Annotated in this window: 24 protein-coding genes; 17 read left to right on the top strand and 7 right to left on the bottom strand. The window is 59.5% G+C overall.

The window, feature by feature from the left end; translation table 11 throughout:
* Nucleotides 1-3 precede the first annotated feature (3 nt).
* Complete coding sequence (gene hemF / locus SIAM614_RS20945) at nucleotides 4-930, bottom strand: oxygen-dependent coproporphyrinogen oxidase (RefSeq protein WP_006937671.1); 927 nt, start codon at nucleotides 928-930, stop codon at nucleotides 4-6.
* A gap of 78 nt (nucleotides 931-1,008) precedes the next feature.
* Nucleotides 1,009-1,482, bottom strand: a complete 474-nt coding sequence (locus SIAM614_RS20940) for a tRNA (cytidine(34)-2'-O)-methyltransferase (protein ID WP_006937669.1) — start codon at nucleotides 1,480-1,482, stop codon at nucleotides 1,009-1,011.
* Nucleotides 1,483-1,748: 266 nt separating this feature from the next.
* Between SIAM614_RS20940 and SIAM614_RS20935 the strand changes: the two genes are divergently transcribed.
* The 14 genes from SIAM614_RS20935 to SIAM614_RS20870 all read left to right on the top strand — a co-directional run bounded on the left by SIAM614_RS20935 (nucleotide 1,749) and on the right by SIAM614_RS20870 (nucleotide 16,710).
* Nucleotides 1,749-3,536: an ABC transporter ATP-binding protein gene (locus SIAM614_RS20935; protein WP_006937667.1), complete on the top strand. Its 1,788-nt coding sequence runs from the start codon at nucleotides 1,749-1,751 to the stop codon at nucleotides 3,534-3,536.
* 103 nt (nucleotides 3,537-3,639) lie between these two features.
* Entirely contained in the window at nucleotides 3,640-4,038 is a 399-nt protein-coding gene (locus tag SIAM614_RS20930; protein WP_006937665.1) for a DUF2177 family protein, read from the top strand.
* A 179-nt stretch (nucleotides 4,039-4,217) separates the two neighbouring features.
* Nucleotides 4,218-5,537, top strand: coding sequence for a methyl-accepting chemotaxis protein (locus tag SIAM614_RS20925; RefSeq protein WP_006937663.1), 1,320 nt, complete (start codon nucleotides 4,218-4,220; stop codon nucleotides 5,535-5,537).
* A gap of 133 nt (nucleotides 5,538-5,670) precedes the next feature.
* The gene (locus SIAM614_RS20920) at nucleotides 5,671-7,533 is read left to right on the top strand and encodes a putative bifunctional diguanylate cyclase/phosphodiesterase (protein ID WP_006937661.1); all 1,863 of its coding nucleotides are present in this window, start codon (nucleotides 5,671-5,673) and stop codon (nucleotides 7,531-7,533) included.
* A gap of 396 nt (nucleotides 7,534-7,929) precedes the next feature.
* Entirely contained in the window at nucleotides 7,930-8,358 is a 429-nt protein-coding gene (locus tag SIAM614_RS20915; RefSeq protein ID WP_157139992.1) for a hypothetical protein, read from the top strand.
* Nucleotides 8,359-8,360: 2 nt separating this feature from the next.
* On the top strand, nucleotides 8,361-10,199 hold the full coding sequence (locus tag SIAM614_RS20910; protein ID WP_006937658.1) for an ABC transporter ATP-binding protein: 1,839 nt from the start codon (nucleotides 8,361-8,363) through the stop codon (nucleotides 10,197-10,199).
* A gap of 307 nt (nucleotides 10,200-10,506) precedes the next feature.
* Entirely contained in the window at nucleotides 10,507-11,067 is a 561-nt protein-coding gene (gene petA, locus SIAM614_RS20905) for a ubiquinol-cytochrome c reductase iron-sulfur subunit (protein ID WP_006937655.1), read from the top strand.
* Between the two features lie 25 nt (nucleotides 11,068-11,092).
* Entirely contained in the window at nucleotides 11,093-12,358 is a 1,266-nt protein-coding gene (locus tag SIAM614_RS20900; protein WP_006937653.1) for a cytochrome b, read from the top strand.
* Nucleotides 12,359-12,388: 30 nt separating this feature from the next.
* Entirely contained in the window at nucleotides 12,389-13,273 is an 885-nt protein-coding gene (locus SIAM614_RS20895) for a cytochrome c1 (protein ID WP_006937652.1), read from the top strand.
* 71 nt (nucleotides 13,274-13,344) lie between these two features.
* Complete coding sequence (locus SIAM614_RS20890; RefSeq protein WP_006937651.1) at nucleotides 13,345-13,836, top strand: GlcG/HbpS family heme-binding protein; 492 nt, start codon at nucleotides 13,345-13,347, stop codon at nucleotides 13,834-13,836.
* A gap of 61 nt (nucleotides 13,837-13,897) precedes the next feature.
* Nucleotides 13,898-14,776 carry an S-methyl-5'-thioadenosine phosphorylase gene (locus SIAM614_RS20885; RefSeq protein ID WP_006937648.1) on the top strand — a complete coding sequence of 293 codons (879 nt, stop codon included), beginning with the start codon at nucleotides 13,898-13,900 and terminating at the stop codon, nucleotides 14,774-14,776.
* 118 nt (nucleotides 14,777-14,894) lie between these two features.
* Entirely contained in the window at nucleotides 14,895-15,443 is a 549-nt protein-coding gene (locus SIAM614_RS20880) for an adenine phosphoribosyltransferase (RefSeq protein WP_006937647.1), read from the top strand.
* A 7-nt stretch (nucleotides 15,444-15,450) separates the two neighbouring features.
* A complete protein-coding gene (gene bluB, locus SIAM614_RS20875; protein ID WP_006937646.1) occupies nucleotides 15,451-16,113 on the top strand; it encodes a 5,6-dimethylbenzimidazole synthase in 663 nt (220 codons plus the stop codon).
* Nucleotides 16,114-16,230: 117 nt separating this feature from the next.
* Complete coding sequence (locus tag SIAM614_RS20870) at nucleotides 16,231-16,710, top strand: GNAT family N-acetyltransferase (RefSeq protein WP_006937645.1); 480 nt, start codon at nucleotides 16,231-16,233, stop codon at nucleotides 16,708-16,710.
* Nucleotides 16,711-16,785: 75 nt separating this feature from the next.
* On the opposite strand, the gene SIAM614_RS20865 is transcribed toward SIAM614_RS20870, so the two are convergent.
* Nucleotides 16,786-17,682 (bottom strand): agmatinase, encoded by an 897-nt coding sequence (locus tag SIAM614_RS20865; protein WP_040440747.1) that lies wholly within the window; start codon nucleotides 17,680-17,682, stop codon nucleotides 16,786-16,788.
* Between the two features lie 294 nt (nucleotides 17,683-17,976).
* On the opposite strand from SIAM614_RS20865, the gene SIAM614_RS20860 reads away from it, so the two are divergent.
* Nucleotides 17,977-18,999 carry a methyltransferase gene (locus SIAM614_RS20860; protein WP_006937642.1) on the top strand — a complete coding sequence of 341 codons (1,023 nt, stop codon included), beginning with the start codon at nucleotides 17,977-17,979 and terminating at the stop codon, nucleotides 18,997-18,999.
* Between the two features lie 124 nt (nucleotides 19,000-19,123).
* Nucleotides 19,124-19,366: a hypothetical protein gene (locus SIAM614_RS20855; protein WP_006937641.1), complete on the top strand. Its 243-nt coding sequence runs from the start codon at nucleotides 19,124-19,126 to the stop codon at nucleotides 19,364-19,366.
* A 113-nt stretch (nucleotides 19,367-19,479) separates the two neighbouring features.
* On the opposite strand, the gene SIAM614_RS20850 is transcribed toward SIAM614_RS20855, so the two are convergent.
* From SIAM614_RS20850 to SIAM614_RS20835, 4 genes are all read right to left on the bottom strand, one after another.
* Nucleotides 19,480-19,959 (bottom strand): MaoC family dehydratase, encoded by a 480-nt coding sequence (locus SIAM614_RS20850; protein WP_006937637.1) that lies wholly within the window; start codon nucleotides 19,957-19,959, stop codon nucleotides 19,480-19,482.
* The gene (locus SIAM614_RS20845) at nucleotides 19,956-20,414 is read right to left on the bottom strand and encodes a MaoC family dehydratase (protein ID WP_006937635.1); all 459 of its coding nucleotides are present in this window, start codon (nucleotides 20,412-20,414) and stop codon (nucleotides 19,956-19,958) included. The genes SIAM614_RS20850 and SIAM614_RS20845 overlap by 4 nt, the downstream gene beginning before the upstream one ends.
* A gap of 72 nt (nucleotides 20,415-20,486) precedes the next feature.
* Nucleotides 20,487-20,849: a hypothetical protein gene (locus SIAM614_RS20840; RefSeq protein WP_006937634.1), complete on the bottom strand. Its 363-nt coding sequence runs from the start codon at nucleotides 20,847-20,849 to the stop codon at nucleotides 20,487-20,489.
* 118 nt (nucleotides 20,850-20,967) lie between these two features.
* On the bottom strand, nucleotides 20,968-21,867 hold the full coding sequence (locus SIAM614_RS20835; protein WP_006937632.1) for an NAD-dependent epimerase/dehydratase family protein: 900 nt from the start codon (nucleotides 21,865-21,867) through the stop codon (nucleotides 20,968-20,970).
* 187 nt (nucleotides 21,868-22,054) lie between these two features.
* On the opposite strand from SIAM614_RS20835, the gene SIAM614_RS20830 reads away from it, so the two are divergent.
* Nucleotides 22,055-22,954, top strand: coding sequence for an AraC family transcriptional regulator (locus SIAM614_RS20830; protein WP_006937631.1), 900 nt, complete (start codon nucleotides 22,055-22,057; stop codon nucleotides 22,952-22,954).
* The last annotated feature ends 8 nt before the right edge of the window (nucleotides 22,955-22,962 follow it).

The raw sequence follows: 22,962 nt of genomic DNA, 5'->3' as shown, positions 1-22,962 counted from the left end.
CTCCTAAGGCCACTTTACCACAGGCGGCATGGACGAGAGGATCGAGGCGACGTTGCCGCCGGTCTTCAGGCCGAAAATCGTGCCACGGTCATAAAGCAGATTGTATTCAACATATCGGCCCCGGCGAATGAGCTGTTCCTCACGCTCCGCGTCGCTCCAGGACTTCTGGAAGTTGCGCCGGACCAGTTCCGGATAAATATTGAGAAAAGCCAGGCCGACGTCCTTGGTGAAGGCAAAATCGTCTTCCCAGGTTCCGCTGTTCAGGTAATCGTAGAAAATGCCGCCGATGCCGCGCGCTTCGTTGCGATGCTTCAGGAAGAAGTAGTCGTCACACCAGGCCTTGTAGGCGTCATAGTCGGCAATGGCGTGTGCGTCGCAGGCAGACCGCATGGCCTCGTGAAAGGCAATGGTGTCGGGGTCGTCCTGTGTCCGCCGTGCATCAAGCACAGGCGTCAGGTCTGCGCCGCCGCCGAACCACTGGCGGGTGGTGACCACCATGCGGGTGTTCATGTGTACGGCGGGAACATGCGGGTTCTGCGGATGAACAATCAGACTGATGCCCGACGCCCAGAAGCGGGGATCTTCGCTGGCACCGGGAATCTGGCCGCGAAACTCGGGTGAGAATTCGCCATGAACGGTCGAGATGTGCACGCCGGCCTTCTCGAAGACACGGCCATGCATCATCGACATGACGCCGCCGCCACCTTTTGCGCCCGTGCTGTCGGTGCGCTCCCAGGGGGTGCGCTCGAACCGGCCGGCCGGTTGGTCCGCCAGAGGGCCGGACAGTTCGCCGATCTCGTCTTCCAGATCCTCGAAAGACTTGCAGATCCGGTCTCGCAGCTCCTTGAACCAGGCAGGTGCCGTTGCCTTCTTGTCCTCGATGCCGTCCGGAATGGGACCGCCGCGGTTTTCGGGTTTGGGTGCGTTCATGTGACTGCCTGGACTGGTTGGAGCCTGCCGGACCGGCGGGCACGTAACTGACTTCTATCTTTGGGTATACCCTATGGGTCAACACCCTAGGCTTTTAGGAAATGTGCCTGATTGCCGCAAGGCTTCACCCAGCACCATGCCAGTTGAAACGGCAACATTGAGTGAGCGCATGCCGTCGGCCATGGGGATGGTCAGCCGGGCATCTGCAAGCGCGTGCACGTCTTCCGGCACGCCCGAACTTTCCCGGCCCATCATGAGAATATCGTCGGTTTCGAAAGTGAAATCCGCATAAGGCAGGTCCGATTTCGTCGTCAGAAGGACCAGCCTGCGCCGCTCGGACCGCCGCCAGTCATCGAAAGCGGCAAACGAGATATGACGCACCATCGCAGCCCGTTCCAGATAGTCCATGCCCGCCCGCTTCAGCGCCGAGTCTGAGATTGGAAATCCCGCAGGCTCGATCAGATGCACGGTTACGCCCATGCAGGCAGCAAGACGCAGGATCGTGCCGGTGTTTTGCGGGATGTCCGGCTGGTAAAGGGCGATGTCTGGCATGTGTGTCCACGTTTGTTTCGAAGCAGCGGCTCAATAGCAGCAGGTGCGGCTTTTGTCACAGGATGGCGCAGTCTTGGGCCCGGCTGGAACCCTGAAGGCGCGGGCCGACTGCAAAATCGTCAGATATTTTTACTGGGCCAATTTCACGCCTGGCGCGTAGGATGCCATGAAGATTCGCTCCAGCTCCATGGAGACGCACCGTGTCCCCGCTCTTTCGCGTTTTTGAAACCTGGATAGATCCTTTCCGGGAGCCGCCCAGATCCGACATGCCCCGTGGCGGGTTTGCCTTCCTGATGTATTTTGTCACCCAGGTGCGTTGGCCGTTTTTTGCCATGCTCGCGCTCGGCGGTGCGGCCGCCTTTGTCGAAGTGACGATCTTCAACTTTCTCGGCCGGATTGTGGACCTACTGGAAGAAGGCAATCGAGCAACTTTCTTCTCCGACCATTTCTGGACCCTCATGACCATGGCCTTCGTGGTGCTGGTCGTGCGCACGCTAACAAACTCGCTGATGGCGCTGGTGGAAGAGCAGGCAATCGTCCCCGGGTTCTTCAATCTCGTGCGCTGGCAGTGCCACCAGCGGGTGATGCAGCAAAGCCTTTCCTATTTTCAGGACGACCTGGCCGGGCGCCTTTCGCAGAAGGTGATGCAATCGGGCATGTCGGCGGGCGATTTCATGACCAACCTCTTGCAGGTGGTCTGGTTTATCGTCGTCTACGCCATGACGACCCTGGTGCTGATCGCGGATCTGGATCTCTGGCTGGGGGCACTCGTCGCCGTCTGGCTGCTCTTTTTTACCGTAACGGCCGTTGTCTTCGTGCCAAGGGTTCGCGCCGCGGCCAAGGACACCGCCAATGCCTATTCCGGTGTGACGGGACGTCTGGTGGATACCTACACCAATATCCAGTCGGTCAAGCTGTTCGGCTCGTCGGAGGAAGAGAGCCGGGGGGCGCGGGCTTCGGTAGAGACGATGATCGCCAAGCTGCATGTCTTCACGAGGCTTCTGACCAGCATTCGCATGATCATGACGATGGTCAACGGCGTGATGATCGTCACCATCTCTGGCTTGGCACTGTCAATCTGGCAGGATGGCGGCATCAGTGCTGGTCATGTTGCCTTCACGCTCAGCCTGATTCTGCGCCTGAATATCCTGCTGAACCGCCTGTTCAACCAGCTCAACGGCCTGTTCCGCAACTTCGGTTCTCTTCAGGACAGCATGGAAACCATCGTCAAACCGGTGACCCTCACGGACAAGCCGGACGCGCCGGCGCTGAAGGTGACCGCCGGGGAGGTCCGGTTCGAGCATATCCGGTTCCACTACGGGAAGGCAGGAGGGGTAATCGATCATCTCGATCTGACGATCCGCCCCGGTGAGCGTGTCGGTATCGTGGGCCCGTCAGGGGCGGGCAAGACAACTCTGACAAGTCTCCTGCTGCGGTTCTTCGACGTGGAGGCGGGACGCGTTCTCATCGATGGACAGGATGTCAGGGATGTGAACCAGGAATCCCTGCGCCGGTCGGTCGGGATGGTAACCCAGGACCCCTCGTTGCTGCACCGGTCGATCCGAGAGAACATCCTCTATGGGCGGACCTCGGCCAGCGAAGAGGAACTGCTGGAAGCAACCCGCAAGGCCCATGCGTCCGGCTTCATCAGGAAGCTGGAAGACAGGCGCGGCCGCAAGGGGTTCGACGCCTTTGTCGGCGAACGCGGCGTCAAACTCTCCGGTGGCCAGCGCCAGCGTATCGCCATTGCAAGGGTGCTGCTGAAGGATGCGCCGATCCTTGTGCTGGACGAAGCAACCTCCGCGCTCGATTCGGAAGTCGAGGCAGCCATCCAGGAGAACCTGCAAGGGTTGATGACAGGAAAGACGGTGATCGCCATCGCCCACCGCCTGTCGACCATCGCGGCCATGGACCGGCTGATCGTGATGGACAGGGGCCGGATTGTTCAGCAGGGCACGCATGAGACGCTGCTGGAAGATGCTGACGGCCTTTATGCGCAGCTCTGGCACCGTCAGTCCGGCGGTTTCCTGGAGGCGGAAGACGCATTTGCCTGAGCGGGGGCGCCACAAGGCGCAGCCAATATTTTAGGGATGATCCATGGCGAGAGCGGCGTCGTAGATCAGTCAGGCAAATCAATGGCAAAGACAGGGGGCCATCTTGAAATACGTCACGGCATATATCGCAACAGTTCTCGTCTTTCTTGCCGTGGACTATGTCTGGCTAACCCAGGTGTCCACCCGGTTTTATGTCGACCGCATCGGCCACCTGATGATGGAACGGCCCAATATAGCCGCAGCCGGTGTTTTCTATCTGTTTTATGTCGCAGGCATCGTGATCTTTGCGGTTGCGCCCGCGCTGAAGGCCGACAGTCTGTCGACGGCCATCATCCTGGGCGGGCTGTTCGGACTGTTCACCTACGGCACTTATGACGTGACCAACTATGCGACCCTCCGGGACTGGCCGGTATCCGTTGTTGTGGTCGACGTTGCCTGGGGCACAGTGCTTTCGGCGGTTTCTGCGACCGCGGGCTATACCATCACACGGTTGATGTCCTGATCCGCCGCAAGCGGACTCAGGCAGGTGGTCGCATTGTAAGAAATGTCAATACTACGTATTTCCCCGAAGACTGGCCGTTACTGAATTTTTACGTGCAGAGCGATAGTATTGCCGCTTGCGAGAACGGCGCTGATGGAAGGCGGCGGTAAGCGGGATGAAAATACTGTCGGGGTTTCAACGTGACGCTTTCAATCAAGGGCCGGTTTGTCGCCATGGTTCTGACGGCTGCCGCCATCATGATGGCCGGTACCGCATTTGCTTTCTATACCTTCCGCCAGGCCTTCATGGAAAAGCTCGGCACGCCCGCTGGAGCGCAGGACTTTCTGACCGGAAATATCGCTGACAAGATCGATGGCCTGATCCTGGATCAGATGATCACCATCGGCCTTGTTGTTCTGCCTGTCGGGCTCGCCTTTCTGGCGTTTGCGGTCATTCTGGCCGTCGGTCTCGCGCGGCCCATGAACCGGCTGCAGGCCGGCCTCGACATGTTGTCGCAGGGCAATCTCGATATCCAGATCGACGGCGCCCAGCGAAGTGACGAGATCGGCGCCATCGCCCGGTCCGTGACCGCTTTCCGTGCCAATCTTGCCGAACGTGCGAAAGAGCAGGCAAGACAGGAACTGGCGCACCAGGAGGCGCTCAGCGAAGAACGCAAGGCGTTGATGCAGGACGTAGCGGACGACTTCGAAAAGTCCGTTATCGGTGTGGTGTCCGCGCTTTCGACAGCCGCCAATAGCGTTGCAGGCAATTCTGCCGATCTCAACAGGGCGGTGAATTCTTCCATTCAGGCCGTCCAGCAAGTCCATCAGGCGACGTCGGAAGCCAGCAGTTCCGTTGCTATCGTAACCAATTCGGCGGACCGCCTGTCCGGTTCGTTGAGCCGTGTGCGCGAAGATGTCGACCAGGCAACGGACATTGCCAGCACCGCGGTTGCGGAGGCCCGGAAAACCGACGAGATCGTCGGCAGGCTTGCCGAGACGGGCCGCGCCATCGGAGAAATCGTCGAATTGATCAGCCAGATCGCGAGCCAGACAAACCTGCTTGCGCTGAATGCGACCATAGAGGCCGCCCGTGCCGGTGAAGCGGGCCGCGGATTTGCCGTTGTCGCCAACGAGGTCAAGGCTCTGGCGGAGCAGACGACACGGGCCACCGAGGATATCTCGGCACAGGTGTCGGCCGTTCAGGAAGTTGCCGAACTCTCCGAAACGGCCATCCGCTCGATTGCGGAAACAATCGGCCGTGTCAGCGAGATTTCCGGAAAAATCCGCGAAGCGGTCGAAGAGCAGACAACGGCCACACAGGAAATCAGCAGCAATGCCCTGACGGCGCGTGCAAGTTCCGATCAGGTGGCCGGAAACGTCGATACCTTGAGTGACGTGATGGAGACCAGCCGGACGGCAACCGAGGAAATGACTGGTGCGGCCGATGAACTCGGACAATTGTCGAACAGCCTTCAGGAACAGGTCAGGCAATTCCTTCAAAGCGTGCGGGCTGCCTGACCGGGAAAGCCGGCTGATTGCAGCTATTGGTATAAATGCCAGTATATTGCTAAATTATATTGCGGTTTAGAGATTGATTCAGCTTTACTCTCGTAGAGTAAGTAAAATCAAATCTCTGAGCTGAAGACGGAATATGGCAGAATTCTTAGGGAATGTGCCGGGTCAACATCTACTGTTCGTTCTGGGAATCGCCTCGGCTCTCATTGCCGCGAGCTATTTTTGCGGGCGGCGGCGGGTCTCGAATTCGGTTTCGTCCGGCGTTTCCGGCTTCGGAAACGATGCTGCAATCCTTCAGCTTGTCGTGGAACACGCCCATGAAGGCCTGGTCATGCAGGATATCTATGGGCGCATCGAATGGACCAATCCTGCCTATTCCCGCATTACCGGATACAGCGCCGAGGAAGTTCGCGGCCGCCGACCTCAGGAATTCATCTTGCCACCGGCCAACCAGCTTTCGGCGGAGGAGGTTGAGACCTTCCGTTATGATCTGACGAGGTTCCGGTCGGGCACGGAAGAACTGATCCTCAACCGCCGGAAGGACGGAGAGCTTTTCTGGAACCAGCTCACGTTTGCGGTGGTCGAGGGAAAGACGCTGGAAGACACCAAGATCATTCTCATCTGCCGCGATGTGACCAGCCAGGTCGAGCATGTGAAGGAACTGGAAAACGCGCGGACGCGCTTGAAGCAGCAGGCGGAGCACGACGACCTGACCGGCGTTGCCAACCGGTCCAAGCTGAATTCCTATCTGATGGAGCGGATCGCTGAAGGGGTGGACGGAAGTGCCCGGATCGGCATCATTCATTTCGATCTGGATCACTTCAAGGACATCAACGACAGCCACGGCCATAGTGCCGGCGACACCGTGCTGCGCCATGTGGCCATGGTGATGAGCCGTGTTCTGGGCAACAGGGGACTGGTCGCGCGCATCGGTGGCGACGAGTTCGTCGCAGTGGTTTCCGACCCGCAAGGGCCGGAGGAAATGGAAGATCTGGGCACGCGAATTCTCGAGGGGCTGGCCAAGCCCGTCCGGGTGGATCGTCACGAGGTGCGGGTTGCGGGCAGCGTCGGGCTCGTGCTGGCTGATGCCGCGACTGCAAGCGCATCCGAACTGATAAATTGCGCGGATATCGCACTTTATGCCGCCAAGCGTTCAGGCCGCAGCCAGATTTCCTGGTACACGGATGCGCTTGGCGCAGCCCATCGCCACCGCCGCATGATCCTGGCCCAGCTCGATGAGGATCTTGAAAACGACGGCCTGTCGCTGATGCTGATACCGCAATACGACCTGGAGAGCCGGCGGATCATCGGTTACGAGGCGGCCGCCTGCTGGCTTCATCCGTCGGAAGGGCTTGTCGATCCGGTGAGCCTGCTGTCGGCGCAGGATGATGCGAGAAGGATCACGCAGATCGAGCGCTTTGCGCTGCGTGAAGGTCTTTGCGAGGTCAAGCGACTCCGGGAAGTGTCGAATTCGGCTTACTTCGTATCAGTGAACCTGAGCGGGGCCAGCCTGAAGGAGGCCGGTTTTTTGGTGCAACTTCGGCAAGCTGCCTGCGAAGCGGGGTTCAAAACCAGCGACATCGTTGTCGAGCTGGACGAAAAGATCATTCGTTTCGACGAGCCGGACGGTCTTGCCGGATCGGTCGACCTCTTGAAGGAGATCGGTTGCCGGGTTGCGCTGGACAAGTTCGGCAGCGGACATGGCGGTGCCGGTCAGCTCATCTATCTCAACGCGGATCAACTGAAGCTGTGCCCGATGCTCGTCGCCGGCCTGGAAGAGAGCAACGAAAAACGGCAACTGGTTCAGTCGATCATCAGACTTGCCGGCAATCTGGGGCTCACGATTTCGGCGGCGGGGGTGGATACGGCAAGGCAGGTCGATATGCTCAGGCAATTCGGCTGCACCATGGTCCAGGGCAAGGTTATCGCCGATCCGCTATCTGCGCATGAGGCGGAAATTCATATGCGCGAATTCGAGCTTCTGGAACATCAGGCGTAACTTTCGCAGCGCGGCGCAGCGAGGCCTGTCTGTGGCCAATGGGCAACAGATGGGCATTTCGTGCTCCAATTCGGTGCATTTCTGCTTTTCAAGTTCGACGAAAGCAGGTACCAAAACGACCAGTCAACTCATGGTGGTTGGCATTGTTTCCCCAGCAGCCGCCCGGCTGCGCAACCAGGAGGGCACCAAATGACAGATCGCTGCATGATCCACCCATATGCCGCTCTCCGGAGTTGCCAAGGCGTTGGTGTCCGCTTCCGCTAGGAAGCCACATCCCCCTTCTTCAATTTCCTTAGCTTATGCGGTGACCGGCTGAAGCCGTTCCCTTTGAGCTGCATGCGTTGCCGCGCATGTCTGCCGTCACCACGTTCATGATCCCATTTCGGAGATGATCCGATGTCATTTCATTTCACGCCGGACTTGTCCCCAGCGACGGGGCGTCCGGACATAGAAGTGTCTTTACCGGAAGAGCCGCGGCAGACCTTTTTCAGTCGTGCGATGCGCGCCGCTGTGGTTGCCGGCGTCTTTCTGGGAGCCACCTTCGCGGTTGCCGTTGTGTTCTTCATTCCGGTGATTGTCTTCAATGTGAGCCGGGTCGAGGCTCTGGAAATCGCCGGGCGTCATATGCCGGTGACACAGTTCGCCGATGAACTCGGCGCGCTTTTCTGGGGCACCCTCATCGTGGCTCTCGCCTTTACAAGTTTCATCGCCAGTCTGCTGCTGTTTGCGACTGGCAGCATCATTCGCCCGCATAGCAAGCCTGTGCACACAGACGATGCCCTGGTGCATCTCAACGTGCTACGGTTGAGCGGGGCCGAGAGGTAATCATGTTCGAGCGTTTCGAAAAACTCGTGGATCCCTTCGAGAAGACAGTTCTCGAAGTGCCCCCGAAGGGCTTTTGGGCCTTCTGTTGGTATTTCACCAAACCCGTGTGGCCGATCCTGGCCGGCGTCTCGCTTCTGGGGACGCTGGTCGCCATCGTGGAAGTGTATATCTTCACCTTCCTGGGCGATCTGGTCACCTGGCTGGAAAAATCCGATCCGCAGACTTTCGTCAGTGAGAACTGGCATACGCTTTTGCTCATGCTGGTGGTTCTTCTGGTGTTGCGTCCGCTGCTGGAGGTCGTCTGGCAGTTGCTGTTTCACCAGGGACTGATGGGCAACTATCCGATGTCCATCCGCTGGCGTGTCCATCGCTACCTGCTGCGCCAGAGCGTGTCGTTCTATCAGAACGATTTCGCGGGCCGGATCGCGACCAAGCTGATGCAGACCGCACTTGGCGTGCGCGAAGTCGTCTCGCGTATGGCCGATATCATGGTCTATGTCGCGGTCTATTTCACCGCCGCCGTGTTCGTGGTGGCGGGCGCCAATGTCTGGCTGAGCCTGCCGTTCCTTGTCTGGATCTGCGCGTATCTGATCACGATCCGCTTCTTCATTCCCAAACTGCGGGATGTTTCGAAGCAGCAGGCCGATGCGCGTTCGCTGATGACCGGGCACGTGGTTGATGCCTATACCAACATCACCACGGTGAAGCTGTTCTCCCATGCGGAGCGTGAAGAAGCCTATGCACGCAACTCCATGCTTGGCTTCCTCAAGACGGTCTTCCTGCAGATGCGGTTGGTGACAGGGCTGAATATTGTCCTGGTGTTCATCAACATGCTGCTGTTGACGTCCGTCGGCGGTCTTGCAATCGTTCTGTGGCAGGCCGGCACGGTTACCATCGGCGAAGTCACCATTGCCGTTGCCTTCGTGCTGCGTCTTCAGGGGATGTCCCACTGGATCCTGTGGGAGCTTGCGGGTCTGTTCGAGAACATCGGTACCGTGCAGGACGGTATCTCGACCATTTCGCGGGAACGCGAGGTGGTGGATGTCAAGGACGCCAAGGCGCTTGCGGTCAATCAGGGCGAGATCCGTTTCGAAGGCATCTGCTTCCATTATGGCAAGGAGGCCGGGGTCATCGAGGATCTGAGCCTGACGATCCAGCCGGGCGAGAAGATCGGTCTGATCGGTCGTTCGGGTGCAGGCAAGTCGACCCTGGTCAACCTGCTGCTGCGTTTCTACGACCTGGAGGGCGGGCGGATACTGATCGACGGGCAGGACATTGCCCATGTCCGCCAGGACGACATCCGGGCGAAGGTCGGTGTGGTGACGCAGGATACGTCGCTGCTGCACCGTTCGATCTTCGAAAACGTGGCCTATGGCCGTCCGGATGCAACGCGTGAACAGGTGCTGGCCGCTCTCGAAAAGGCGCACGCACTGTCCTTCGTCTACGACCTGGAGGACATGGAGGGCCGCAAGGGTCTCGATGCCCATGTCGGCGAGCGGGGTGTGAAGTTGTCCGGCGGGCAGCGTCAGCGCGTGGCCATCGCGCGGACCCTGCTCAAGGATGCGCCGATCCTGGCTCTGGACGAGGCAACATCCGCTCTCGACAGTGAGGTGGAGGTCGCCATTCAGGAGAGCCTGTTCGACCTGATGAGGGGCAAGACGGTGATTGCGATTGCCCACCGCCTGTCCACCATCGCGGCCATGGACAGGCTGATCGTGATGGACAAGGGTCGAATCATCGAGGAAGGCTCCCACCAGGAGCTTCTGGAGAGCGGCGGACTTTACGCACAGCTCTGGGATCACCAGTCGGGCGGCTTTCTTTCTTCGGTTGAGGCCGCCTAAATCCAAAGACCAATGGCAAGAGCGGGATTCAATCGATTTCCGCTCTTGCGCTCGTTCCCCAAAAAAGGGCAGAAAAGCGGCGCGGCAGTGGATTTGCCTGCGACATATGCGTTTTGAGGCGTTTGTTGAACTGGACAAGCGTTTCGAAGGGTGCAAAAAGACAAGCCGCTTGGCCGGTGCGGAATAGCCCGTACCCGGCCCCCGATAAGCCCGGCATGGTTCCGTTCCCTTCTTGGCCAAAAGTAGGGGCCTCGGACGTGATGCGGGCTTTCGGTACAGGTTGAACAGGTTTCGAGAGGACGCGACCTTGGCACATACGGATCAGGCGGAACCGACCCGCCGCGATTTCCTCTATATTGCGACCGGCGCCATGGGCGTCGTTGGCGCTGGCGCGCTGGCATGGCCGTTCATCGACCAGATGAACCCGGATGCCTCCGCATTGGCTCTGGCTTCCATCGAGGTTGATATCTCTGCTGTGGAAGAGGGGCAGTCGATTACAGTCAAATGGCGCGGTAAGCCGGTATTCATCCGCAACCGTACCGAAACGGAAGTGGAAGAAGCCAAGGCTGTTCCTGTGGCTGATCTTCCCGACCCGCTTGCACGAAATTCAAACCTGCCGGCGGACGCGGAAGCGTCTGACGCCAACCGCGGCGTCGAAGGCAACGAGAAGTGGCTTGTCCAGGTTGGTATCTGTACCCACCTCGGCTGCGTGCCGATCGGCAGCTCCGGCGACTTTGGCGGCTGGTTCTGCCCGTGCCATGGCTCTCACTACGACACCGCCGGCCGTATCCGTAAGGGCCCGGCTCCCGAGAATTTGCTGATTCCGCCGCTCGAGTTCGTCAGCGACTCGACGATCAAGATCGGCTAACGGCATAGATTTTTAGGAGACAGCCATGGCTGGACATTCAAACTATGTACCGCAGAGCGCTCCGGCGAAGTGGCTGGAAAGCCGCCTGCCGGTCATCTCGCTCGTACGCGGCTCTTTCGTTGATTTCCCGACGCCGAAGAACCTGAACTACTGGTGGACCTTCGGCGGCATCCTGTTCTTCGTGCTGATCGCGCAGATCATCACCGGCATCGTGCTGGTGATGCACTACACGCCGAGCACCACGGCAGCCTTCAACAGCGTCGAGCACATCATGCGCGACGTGAACTTCGGCTGGATGCTGCGTTACCTGCACGCAAACGGCGCGTCGATGTTCTTCATCGCCGTGTACATCCACATCTTCCGTGGTCTCTATTACGGCTCCTACAAGGCGCCGCGCGAGATCTCCTGGATCCTCGGCGTGATCATCTTCCTGATCATGATGGGCACTGCCTTCATGGGCTACGTGCTGCCGTGGGGCCAGATGTCCTTCTGGGGCGCAACGGTTATCACCAACCTGTTCTCGGCCATTCCGCTGGTCGGCGAGGAAATCCGCACCTGGCTGTGGGGTGGTTTTGCGGTCGACAACCCGACCCTGAACCGCTTCTTCTCGCTGCACTACCTGCTGCCGTTCATGATCTTCGGTGTCGTTATACTGCACGTGTGGGCCTTCCACACCACGGGCAACAACAACCCGACGGGCGTTCAGCCGAAGACCAAGCAGGACACGGTTCCGTTCCACCCGTACTACACGATCAAGGACCTGTTCGCGATCATCGTGTTCATGATCCTGTTCGCCTGGTTCGTCTTCTACGTGCCCAACTACATGGGTCACCCGGACAACTACATCGAGGCAAACCCGCTCGTGACCCCGGCGCACATCGTTCCGGAATGGTACTTCCTGCCGTTCTACGCGATCCTGCGTGCCATCCCGGACAAGCTCGGCGGTGTTGTCGCCATGTTCGGTGCCATTGCAGTGCTGTTCGTTCTGCCCTGGCTGGACACGTCCAAGGTTCGCTCCGGCGCCTATCGCCCGCTGTTCAAGCAGTTCTTCTGGATCTTCGCTGCCAACGCCGTTGCGCTTGGCTACCTTGGCGCCATGCCGGCCGAAGGCACCTACGTTCTGCTCGCCCGGGTCTGCACCGCCTACTACTTCGCCCACTTCCTGATCATCCTGCCGATGCTCGGGTTCCTGGAAAAACCGCGGCCTTTGCCGGCCTCGATTTCCGAAGCGGTTCTGAAGGGCGGAGCCGGCAAACCGGCTGGTGCCACTGCAGCACCGGACACGAAGTAACGCGGCCCGGATCAGGAGTTAATTGAGACAATGAGCACCATGATCAAAATGGTTCGTTCCTTCGCTGCGGTGGCGGCTGTCGCCATCGCGACCCCGGCCTTCGCGGCAGGCAACGCTCCGCACATCGAGCGGCAGCAGTGGTCCTTCTCGGGTCCCTTCGGTTTCTATGACCGTGGCCAGTTGCAGCGCGGCTTCAAGGTCTACCGGGAAGTCTGTTCTTCCTGTCATGGCCTGAAGCAGGTTGCTTTCCGCAACCTCGCCGATGAGGGTGGTCCGAGCTTCACCGAAGAACAGGCGAAGCAGATTGCGTCCGAGTACACCGTCGAAGACGGTCCGAACGATGACGGCGACATGTATGAGCGTCCGGGTATCCTGGCGGACAAGTTCCCGTCTCCGTTCCCGAACGAGCAGGCAGCGCGCGCATCGAACGGTGGCGCCTATCCTCCGGACTTCTCGCTACTGGCAAAGGCCCGTGCGGGGCACCGCGGTTTCCCGTGGTTCGTCTTCGATGCCTTCACCCAGTATCAGGAGCAGGGCCCGGATTACATCTATGCGCTTCTCACCAGCTATCCGGAAGAAAACCCGCAATGTCTGGGCGAGGACTTCTCCGGCTACTTCAACCCGGCATTCCTGGGTGGTTCGGTTACGGCTGAAGCCTGTGCACATGAGAACCTGACCGGTGGCCCGATCGGCATGGCTCCGCCGCTGTCCGACGAACTGGTGGAATACACCGACGGCACGCCGATGACGGTCGACCAGTACGCGCATGACGTTGCTGCTTTCATGATGTGGGCCGCTGAGCCGCACCTGGAAGAGCGCAAGAAGATCGGCTTCCGGGTCATGGTCTTCCTGATCGTCTTCGCTGGTTTGCTCTACTTCACCAAGAAGAAACTCTGGCGCAACGTTGAGCATTGATTGATTGCCGCCTAAGTGCATGATGAAAGCCGCCGGTTCTTCCGGCGGCTTTTTCTTTGAGGGGTAATGCAATGCGCCGTGCATTGATGTTTCTGGCAATTCTTCTGCTTCCGGTCCCCGCAATTTCCCAATCGGCCGCAACCCACGTGGTCGAGGTTCTGGACATGCATCTAGCCATGCGCGCAGCGCTGCGTGCGGTAGAGGTCTGCAACGAGGCAGGCTTTCAGGCCGGGGCGTCCGTGGTCGACCGCTTCGGTGTCGAGCAGGTGACCCTGCGCAGCAACATGGGCGGTGCGCATGTCGCTGAAACCGCCCGCCGCAAGGCCTGGACCGCCGCTTCGTTCAATCTGCCGAGTTCCGACCTTGGCCCGCTCACCGATGAAGGGGGAGAGGGAAATCTTGCTGCCATTCCGGGGGCATTGCCGCTCGGCGGTGGTCTGCCGATCGTCTCGAGGTCGGGCATGTTGCTGGGCGGCATCGGCGTTGCCGGAGGTGGCGGCGGAGAGAATGAGGCCAAATGCGCCAAGGCCGGGCTTGACGCCATCGCAGATCAATTGAAATAAACCATCGATGACGCGGGCTCTTGTCCCGCAGATTATTGTTTTGCACCTGTTTGGAGCGGTTATGGCAGACGCAGTATTGGGCATTATCGGCGGGTCCGGCATTTACGATCTTCCGGGGCTGGAAAACTCCGAATGGATTGCCGTCAACAGCCCCTGGGGCACGCCGTCCGACGAGGTGCGCATTGGCACCATCGACGGTCTCAAGGTGGTGTTCCTGCCGCGCCATGGGCGCGGACACGTCTATTCGCCGACCACGATCAACTACCGCGCCAACATCGACGTGATGAAGCGGTGCGGTGTCACCGATCTTCTGTCCGTCTCTGCCTGCGGATCGCTGAAGGAAGAGCACGCACCCGGCACTTTCGTGCTGGTGGACCAGTTCATCGACAGAACCTTTGCGCGGGAAAAGAGTTTCTTCGGCACGGGCTGCGTTGCCCATGTATCGATGGCGACCCCGGTCAGCCCGAAGCTGGTCGATGCGGTGGCAGCGGCCGCGGAAGCGGAAGGACTTTCGTATGCCAAGGGCGGCACTTATCTCGCCATGGAAGGTCCGCAGTTCTCGTCGCTGGCGGAAAGCCAGCTCTATCGCTCCTGGGGGTGCGATGTCATCGGCATGACCAACATGCCGGAAGCCAAACTGGCCCGGGAAGCCGAGATTTCCTATGCGACCATCGCGATGGTCACCGACTATGACAGCTGGCATCCGGACCATGGCGAAGTCGACATTCAGGCGATCATCAAGGTTCTGCACGAGAACGCGGAAAACGCTCAGCGGCTGGTTGCCCGTGTGGCGCGGGATCTGCCGCGCGAACATCAGTCATGCCCGGCCGGGTCCGACACCGCTCTGGAATTTGCGATGATGACGGCGCCTGATAAACGCGATCCGGCGCTGGTTGCCAAGCTGGATGCCGTCGCAGGGCGGATCCTGAACCGGAGCTAGGGTGTGGCCCGCATAACCCCTTGAGACAAAGCGAAATTGCTTCGACCGGCAGACCAAACTTGCTATAACCACCGGCCGGGGCAGATACCCGGATCCGTTTCAACAGAGAGATATCCCGATGACCGCACAGACCATTCAGGATGAACTTGTCGGTGCCATCCGCACGATCAAGGACTATCCGAAAGAGGGGATCCTGTTCCGGGATATCACGACGTTGCTCGGCGACGCCCGTGCGTTCCGCCGGGCGGTCGATGCTCTGGTGCAGCCCTGGGCGGGGTCGAAGGTCGACCAGATTGCCGGCATCGAGGCACGTGGATTCATCCTGGGAGGCGCGGTTGCCCATCAGTTGTCCGCCGGCTTCGTGCCGATCCGCAAGAAGGGCAAGCTGCCGCATGAAACCGTGCGGGTCGCCTATTCTCTGGAATACGGCCTCGATGAGATGGAAATGCACAAGGATGCGATCAAGCCGGGCGACCGTGTCATCCTGGTCGACGACCTGATTGCCACCGGGGGCACGGCCGAGGCTGCCTGCAAGCTGTTGCGGTCCATGGGGGCGAATATCGAGTCTGCGTGTTTCATCGTCGATCTCCCGGATCTCGGCGGGCGCAAGAAACTGGAAGCGATGAACGTTCCAGTGCGCACTCTTGTGGAATTTCCGGGTCACTAGGTCTGTCATGGCGGGAGGAGCCGAGGGCAGCAACGTGAAACCGGAATTTTCGGAAAAGTTTCAGAAGGATTTCGAAACGCTTCTGAAATGGCGCCGCGATGTGCGCCGTTTCAAACAGGCGCCTCTTCCGGAAGGCGCTCTCGATCATCTGCTGCACCTGGCGGATCTCGCGCCGTCCGTCGGCAACAGCCAGCCCTGGCGGATCGTTGTCGTTGACAGCGCCGAGGCGCGCGCCGGCATCATTGAAAGCTTCGAGGCCGAGAATGAAGAGGCCGCCCGGACCTACAGCGACGACAAGGCGCTTATCTACCGCCAGCTCAAGCTGGCAGGGCTGAAGGAAGCGCCCGTCCATCTGGCGATTTTCTGTGACGATGACCCCGAGCAGGGACATGGGCTCGGCCGGCTGACGATGCCGGAGACGCTGGCCTATTCCACGGTCAGCATGATCCACACCTTCTGGCTTGCTGCGCGCGCCGAAGGTATCGGTGTCGGCTGGGTGTCGATCCTCGATCCCGACGCGGTCGCCACGGCCCTTCAGGTTGACGCTGGCTGGCGCCTCGTGGCTTATCTATGCGTCGGTTATCCGGAAGAAGAGCATGTCGATCCGGAGCTGGAGCGAGCGCGTTGGCAGGCGCGCACGCCACTGGCTACCCGCATCATTCACCGATAGGGCATTCTGCGCTCCCCGGGGCGCAGACAAGAGGCCCGCAAAGTATGGAATCGATCAGCGACAGGCTGTTCAATCGGGTTCGATAGAAAAGCCGCTGATCTGGAGGCAGGGCAAACCATGAGCGTGATCATCCGACGGATCAACGAGGAAGACAAGGAAGCTGTGTTCCAGCTTCTGGCAGACAGATGGGCCGGCCCCGAAATGCTGCTGGACGGCGAGATCGTCGATGCATCGAGCCTGCCTGGCTATGTGGCCTATGCGGGCAACGAACTGGTGGGGCTCGTCACGCTGATCAAGCGGGACAGTGAATGGGAAATCCTGACACTCGACTCGCTGAGCCGCTGGAGCGGCACCGGAACGCTTCTACTGAACGCAGTGGTCGATGAGGCAAGGGCCAGCGGTATCCACCGTCTGACGGTGCGCACTTCCAACGACAACCTTGATGCCTTCCGCTTCTATCAGCGCCGCGGATTCCGCCTGGAACGGGTCGCACAAGGTGTCATCGATCTGGAGCGCGAGAAGAAGCCGGAGATTCCGCTGCGCGGCGATTACGGTATCGAAATTCGCGACGAAGTCCTGTTTGCCCGCAGCCTTTGAGCTGTGGGTGCCAATCCCTTTCTTTCAACGCCTTATCAGCTCCGATCAGCGGAACGGGGGATGATCCGTGTCTGGCTATTGCCGGACGATCGCGCCGATGGCATTGACTACGAGCCGTGAGGCGGTCAGCGCGGTCAGGCCGTTGATGTCGTTCGGCGGATAGAATTCGACCAGGTCGAACCCTGCAATTGTCGCCCGCCTGCCCACGCCCGCAATCAGATCGATCACCTGTGTGTAGGTGAGCCCGCCGGGTGTGCGTGCGGCTACGCCCGGCATGACAGCCGGGTCGATCCCGTCGCAGTCCAGTGTGACGACGCAGCGCGCGCCTTCCGGGATATGCTTCAGCGCGGCTGAGGCTCCTTTGGAGTGGATGTCGCGTGCCGTGACGAAGTGGCTGCCATAGCGGCGCGCAGCCTCGATTTCGCTGTTGCCGGCACTGCCGACGGCGCGCAGGCCGACCTGCACCATGCCTGCGACATGCGGCATTTCGCTGACGCGGCGCATCGGGCTGGAATAGCCGTAGCGCTCGCCGTCGACCTCGTCGCGCCAGTCAATATGGGCATCGATCTGAAGCAACCAGACGGGGGCCTGATCCGAAAAGGCGGCGAGGAAGGGGATTGGAAGAGAATCATCCCCGCCAAGCAGGATCGGTACGGAAGGCAGAGCCAGGATCGACCGCGTTTGTGCCTCGATCCGGGCGCGGTTGCCGGCGTTGTCATGCATCAGCGTGACGACATTGCCGATGTCAGTGCAACACGCGGGCTTGCTATCGAAAAGTGGGCCGCCAAGATCGAAGTCCCAATTGTCGACGAGGTCGGCGTCCTCCTGACTGGCCGCGCGGATGGCATCGGCTGCCCCGGTGTATCCGTTGCTGTCCCTGCCGGGATAGGTGCTGCCGTGCCCGGCACCGAAGATGACCGCACGTGGCGTCCGGTTTTCCGGAAGGTTTGCGGGAAAGTCGAGAAAAGGCACTCGGTCGGTCCTGTTCGGTTTCTTTCGGGGAATGGCAGCAGGCGGAAAGGGATGCTTTCGGCCTGTCTGGGAAAGCTTCTCGGGTGCCTGGCGGCGCCGGCTCCACCATACCTGAAGACCGGTTTCTGCCAAAGCTCCTGGAAAAAATACGGGTGCCGGCAGGCGGTTTCGGGTCGTAGGGCCGGAATTTGCATTGCGTCGCACAATAGTTATAATTGCTCATTCCCAAGTTCATTTTTCCTGATCGGAAAAATTTCGCACATTCGTGCTCAGAAATCCTGAGGAGGATAATTAATGCCTGTCGCCAGGTCCTTGGAAACGGCTGAGGAAATTTCAGATATTGCTTTTGGGTTCATGGGCTCGAAAGCCCTTTTTTCTGCACTTCATGTGGATTTGTTTTCACTTCTTTCCGAAAAGACCTTGTCTCCAGACGAAGTTTCTCGGAAAAGCGAACTTGATCTTGATCGCGCGACAACCTTGCTGACTGCTCTCGCCAGCCTTGGGCTGGTGCGCCGGGAGGGAACCGGCTTTACCAATTCTCCTGCGGCGGAAGCATTTCTGGTGAAGGGCCGGAAATATGATTTCGGCGACTATCTGCGGTTCCAGATCGACAAGCAGATGTATCCCTTCATGACGCAGCTCAACGATGCGCTGACCGACAGCCTGGAGGATGGACAGGTAGCCTCCTATGAGGACTGGTTCAGCGACCCGGAGGAAGCGCGGCTTTATTCAAGGTCCCAGCACGCTGGCTCGCTCGGGCCCGGGCGGGGGCTCGCCAAGCTTGTGGATCTGTCCGCTGCCAAGCAGTTGCTGGACGTCGGCGGCGGCACCGGGGCGTTCTCGATTTCGCTCTGCAAGGCTTATCCCGGATTGCGGTCAACCGTTCTGGACTTCCCCAATGTTGCCAAGGTGGGCGAGGAGTTCATTGCCGAGGAAGGCTTGCAGGATCGCATCCAGTATGCGCCGGGCAATGCCCTGAAGGACCCTTGGCCGGATAGCGCGGACGCGGTGCTGATGTCTTACCTCTTTTCCGGTGTGCCGGGCACGGCCATTCCGGGGCTTGTGCGCAAGGCGTTCGAGGTTCTGACACCGGGCGGCGATTTGATGGTCCATGACTTCATGGTCGACGAAAATCGCGACGGGCCGAAGCTGGCTGCACTGTGGCAATTGCAGCATACCGCCTTCAATCCGGAAGCCCGCTCGATCACGAGTTCCTATGTTGCCGGTTTGATGGAAGCTGCCGGCTTCATCGATATCGCGGTTGAGGTGATGATCCCGGGAATGACGATGCTGGTGCATGGCCGCAAGCCGGACTGACGTTCTTCGGCAAACATCGGCAGACTGCGGCAAATGGGCATGATGTCCGTTTGCCGCAGTGTCTGCAGCAGGCAAACGGATTAGGGAGACGGTCTACGTATTTTCCCTAAGATCCGGAGAAAAGATGTCTGCTTCATCTGCCCCCAAGGAAGTTCTGGTGCTACGGCTGCTTCTGGTCGTGCCGATCTTGAACCTGTTTCTCAAGGAAGCGCTTTATGGCGCGGAAGACGCCAAATACTGGTTCATCGCCAATCTGGCGATGATCTGGGCGGTGTCGATCTATGCCTTCGGGTACCCGGCCATTATCGTGCCCGCGCTGACCATGGTGCCGATGGCCTTCCTGTGGATCCTCGACGTCTGCCGCTGAGGCGGATGAGCGAGTGGGCCCGGGAGCGCAGGGCAGCCATATGAAAAGCGTGCTGCGGTCTTCAGGAAGGCAGCGCGCTTTTTGCTTTTGTACGCACTGGCCGACTGCCGCGATCAGCCCTTGCGGCGTTCGACAAACACCGTGCCCTTGAACGAGAACACCAGCGTGCCATCCTGATTGAAGGCTTGCATGTCGGAATGAACGAGGCCCCAGTCCGGGCGGGTGCGGCTTTCGGTTTTGCCGGTCACGACACGCCGGTAGCGCAACGTATCGCCGACGAAGACCGGTCTGATCCACTTGAGGTCTTCGAACCCGGGCGAGGGGCCGAGTTTGGCCGGTGTCTGTCCGGCGGCAAGCGCTTCTTCCTGAAGAGCCTGGTGACGCGTGACCCAGAGCTTCATGAACACGGCCGCGGTATGCCAGCCGGAGGCGCACAGGCGGCCGAAATGGGTCTGCGCGGCAGCTTCTTCGCTGAGGTGGAAAGCCTGCGGGTCGTATTTTTCCGCAAAACGCACGATATCTTCCCGGGCGAAGGTGTATTCGCCCAGTTCAAGCGTGTCGCCAACTTCAATATCTTCAAAAAAGGCACTCACCGGGCAACCTCCCGTCTTGCGAACAGGTTCGGGTTTTCCCAGACGAGCACTTCAATGCCCTTCTGGTTTCTGGCTGTCACGCGAATGTTGACGAGGCCAAGGTCCGGTTTCGAGCGCAAGTCTCTTGTGTCGAGTATTTCGACCCTGGCCGTCAGGCAATCACCTGGATGAACGGGGCGCTTCCACTGCAGCCTGGTGATGCCCGGCGAGCCGCGGCCGCTTGTCTTGTTCAGGAGGTTTTCAGCTAGCAGGCGCATCACCATTGCGCCGGTGTGCCAGCCGGAAGCGGCAAGACCACCCAGGATGGACGCCTTGCCGGCCTCTTCGTCGAGGTGGAACGGTTGCGGGTCAAACTCGGCGGCGAAATCGATGATTTCGTCCCTGCTGACAGTCAGGGAGCCTAGCTCGAAGACCTGACCAGGTTCGAAGTCTTCAAAATAAAGGAGATCGGTCATGAATTCCGGTGGGGTTGGCACTTCGCGGAAACGCGATGCGCCGCGTTTCCGCCTCGAGAAGGAAGGCTGAGATCAGTCGTAATAGATCTCGTTATCGTCCATATAGACGTTGCTGGCTTCGCAGATATCGATGTCGATGGGATCGTCCATCACTTCGGTGTCGTCGTCGGCCAGCCATCCGACCTGGAAGGTCTGCGCGCAGTGGCCGGTATCTGCCTCGAACTCGGCCCTTGCGCTTTCGCCGGGACCGAGCGGTCCGGACAGCCAGTTGTCCGACCAGCCGTTGCCGTCGTTGGTGTAGAAACCGACAACAACGTTCTCTTCGGTGTTGTTGTAGATCTGGAAGTACCCTTGCGAGCCGGTGCCCTGCGCGGCGGCTGCAGTCGCAGACGCCAGAACGGCAAGGCCGAAAGCGGCAGATTTCAGTAGCTTCATAGCACGTTTCCCAGGAGGGCAGCGCTGCTGCCCGACAGTGTTGCGACCCGAAGCTAGTCTCAGCCGGTTCGGAAGTAAAACTAAATCCGCCGGTCTTCGGCCTTGTCCGGAAAGCCGGTCAGACCTTCACGTATTTGCGCCAGTTGTGCTCTTCTTCAAAGCCCAGAACCTCGCGGATCTTGCGGTTGGAAAAGAGGGCTTCATGCTCTCCGAGTTCCCGGCTCAACGGCACATCGGGGAAGAAGCGCCTGAGGATTTCCGCGTTCGGAATATCGACGGAATTCGTGCCGTTGCCGGCGTTGAAGATCTGGAAGCCGAGGCCATCCTTTTCCAGGCAGCGGTCGACGATCTGTCCAAGGTCACGGGCGTCGATATAGCAGAAGATGTTTCTGCGGCGCTGTGCCGGATTTGCAAAGAAATCCGGGAACCGGTCATATTCGTGCGGCTCGATGACGTTGCCGATCCTGAGTGCATAAATGTCGAAGCCGGAGCGGCGCTGGAAGGCGCGGGCGGTCTTCTCGTTGACAACCTTGGAAAGACCGTAGCTGTCCATCGGGTCGACGTCGTAGTCCTCTTCCACGGGCAGCACCTTCGGGTCGACCACCCCATCGGCGAAACAGACGCCGTAAGTGGTTTCCGACGAGGCAATCACGATCTTGCGGATGCCGAGCTTCACGGCAGCTTCCACGACGTTGTATGTGCCCATCGTATTGACTTCGAACGTCCTGTTGTCCGGATGAATGAGAATGCGCGGTACCGCCGCGAAATGCACCACGGCATCGAAGGACGGTATGCCGTTGCCCGGCTCCAGTTCATCGAAGTTGGCGTAACTGGTCATGACGTTGAACATCTCACCCGACGAGGTGATGTCGGCAATGAGGTTGTCGACGCCGGGGTGGTCAAGCGGCTTCAGGTCGACGTTCACGACACGATGCCCCTGCGCCAGCAGGTATGGAATGACATGCCGCCCGGCCTTGCCGGAACCGCCGGTGAACAGAATGCGCTTTTTGGTGCTCATGGTTCGATTCCCCTGTTCTTGAGTTGCGTACATCATGGCCAAACCGGCACGGGAAACCAGTGCCGGTTTTGTTTTTCTGAAATAAAGACCTTTTTCGTTTCAAGCGGACCGGTGAGGCGAGGTCAAGTCAGCAAGATTTATCAGAAACCATGGTGCTAGGGTCCCTTCAATCGAACGGGGCCCGGACATGACCAATCACGAAAAGCTCAGACTTTCGCCGCGGGACAACGGCTATATCCGTCGCTTCACAAGGGTGATTGAATATATCTACGCCAATCTCGATGAGGATCCTGACCTTGCAACACTTGCCGAGGTTGCCGCCCTTTCTCCCTCACACTGGCACAGGATCTGGCAGGCGACCTATGGCGAATCCATCTTCGCGACGGTCAAACGCCTGCGTCTTCACAGGGCTGCGGGAGATCTCACCTATACCGACCTGGCGCTGCCCGTTGTCGCAAAGCGGGCCGGTTACGGCAGCCTGGAGGCCTTTTCGCGCAGCTTCAAACAGGCTTACGGCCAGGCGCCGGGCACTTATCGCACTTCCCTGACATCGCACCGCTTCCAGCCGGCCAATGGCGGTGCGCCTCTTCCCAAGCAGAAAGGACCTGCCCTAATGCATGACGTTGCCATCAAAACCCTGCCGTCCGAAACCCTGGCCGTGCTGCCTCATCGAGGGGCCTACATGGAAATCGGCAAGGCCTTCGAAAAGCTTTTCGGCATTCTGGTGAGCCGCCAGGTCATCGGTCAGATCGGTGCGATGAAGGCGCTCTATTATTCCGATCCGACCCATGTCGCTGAAGACGATCTGCAATCGGCTGCCGGAGCGGTTATCGGCGACGGCTTTCCGGTTGAGGCTCCGCTGGAGACGCGGGAAACGCGCGGGGGCGATTATGCGGTGCTGCGTTACAAGGGGCCCTATGCAGACATGAAATGGGCCTATGAATGGCTTTACGGCGAATGGCTGACGCAGTCGGGCCGCGAGCCGGACGATGCGCCCTGTCTGGAGGTCTATCTCAACAACCCGCGCGACACCGCGCCGGCTGATCTCCTGACCGACATCTGCCTGCCCTTGAAACCGGCTGCCTGAGTGTCACC

Source organism: Roseibium aggregatum IAM 12614, assembly GCF_000168975.1.
Taxonomy (GTDB): Bacteria; Pseudomonadota; Alphaproteobacteria; order Rhizobiales; family Stappiaceae; genus Roseibium; species Roseibium aggregatum.
The sequence above is the reverse complement of the archived record's forward strand: the minus strand, read 5'-3'. Positions and strand labels throughout refer to the sequence as shown.

Coding starts and splice junctions, on each gene's coding strand:
- hemF (WP_006937671.1), bottom strand. CDS start 930: ATGAACGCACCCAAACCCGAAAACCGCGGCGGTCCCATTCCGGACGGC.
- SIAM614_RS20940 (WP_006937669.1), bottom strand. CDS start 1,482: ATGCCAGACATCGCCCTTTACCAGCCGGACATCCCGCAAAACACCGGC.
- SIAM614_RS20935 (WP_006937667.1), top strand. CDS start 1,749: ATGCCCCGTGGCGGGTTTGCCTTCCTGATGTATTTTGTCACCCAGGTG.
- SIAM614_RS20920 (WP_006937661.1), top strand. CDS start 5,671: ATGGCAGAATTCTTAGGGAATGTGCCGGGTCAACATCTACTGTTCGTT.
- SIAM614_RS20915 (WP_157139992.1), top strand. CDS start 7,930: ATGTCATTTCATTTCACGCCGGACTTGTCCCCAGCGACGGGGCGTCCG.
- SIAM614_RS20910 (WP_006937658.1), top strand. CDS start 8,361: ATGTTCGAGCGTTTCGAAAAACTCGTGGATCCCTTCGAGAAGACAGTT.
- SIAM614_RS20900 (WP_006937653.1), top strand. CDS start 11,093: ATGGCTGGACATTCAAACTATGTACCGCAGAGCGCTCCGGCGAAGTGG.
- SIAM614_RS20895 (WP_006937652.1), top strand. CDS start 12,389: ATGAGCACCATGATCAAAATGGTTCGTTCCTTCGCTGCGGTGGCGGCT.
- SIAM614_RS20890 (WP_006937651.1), top strand. CDS start 13,345: ATGCGCCGTGCATTGATGTTTCTGGCAATTCTTCTGCTTCCGGTCCCC.
- SIAM614_RS20885 (WP_006937648.1), top strand. CDS start 13,898: ATGGCAGACGCAGTATTGGGCATTATCGGCGGGTCCGGCATTTACGAT.
- SIAM614_RS20880 (WP_006937647.1), top strand. CDS start 14,895: ATGACCGCACAGACCATTCAGGATGAACTTGTCGGTGCCATCCGCACG.
- bluB (WP_006937646.1), top strand. CDS start 15,451: ATGGCGGGAGGAGCCGAGGGCAGCAACGTGAAACCGGAATTTTCGGAA.
- SIAM614_RS20870 (WP_006937645.1), top strand. CDS start 16,231: ATGAGCGTGATCATCCGACGGATCAACGAGGAAGACAAGGAAGCTGTG.
- SIAM614_RS20860 (WP_006937642.1), top strand. CDS start 17,977: ATGCCTGTCGCCAGGTCCTTGGAAACGGCTGAGGAAATTTCAGATATT.
- SIAM614_RS20855 (WP_006937641.1), top strand. CDS start 19,124: ATGTCTGCTTCATCTGCCCCCAAGGAAGTTCTGGTGCTACGGCTGCTT.
- SIAM614_RS20845 (WP_006937635.1), bottom strand. CDS start 20,414: ATGACCGATCTCCTTTATTTTGAAGACTTCGAACCTGGTCAGGTCTTC.
- SIAM614_RS20840 (WP_006937634.1), bottom strand. CDS start 20,849: ATGAAGCTACTGAAATCTGCCGCTTTCGGCCTTGCCGTTCTGGCGTCT.
- SIAM614_RS20835 (WP_006937632.1), bottom strand. CDS start 21,867: ATGAGCACCAAAAAGCGCATTCTGTTCACCGGCGGTTCCGGCAAGGCC.
- SIAM614_RS20830 (WP_006937631.1), top strand. CDS start 22,055: ATGACCAATCACGAAAAGCTCAGACTTTCGCCGCGGGACAACGGCTAT.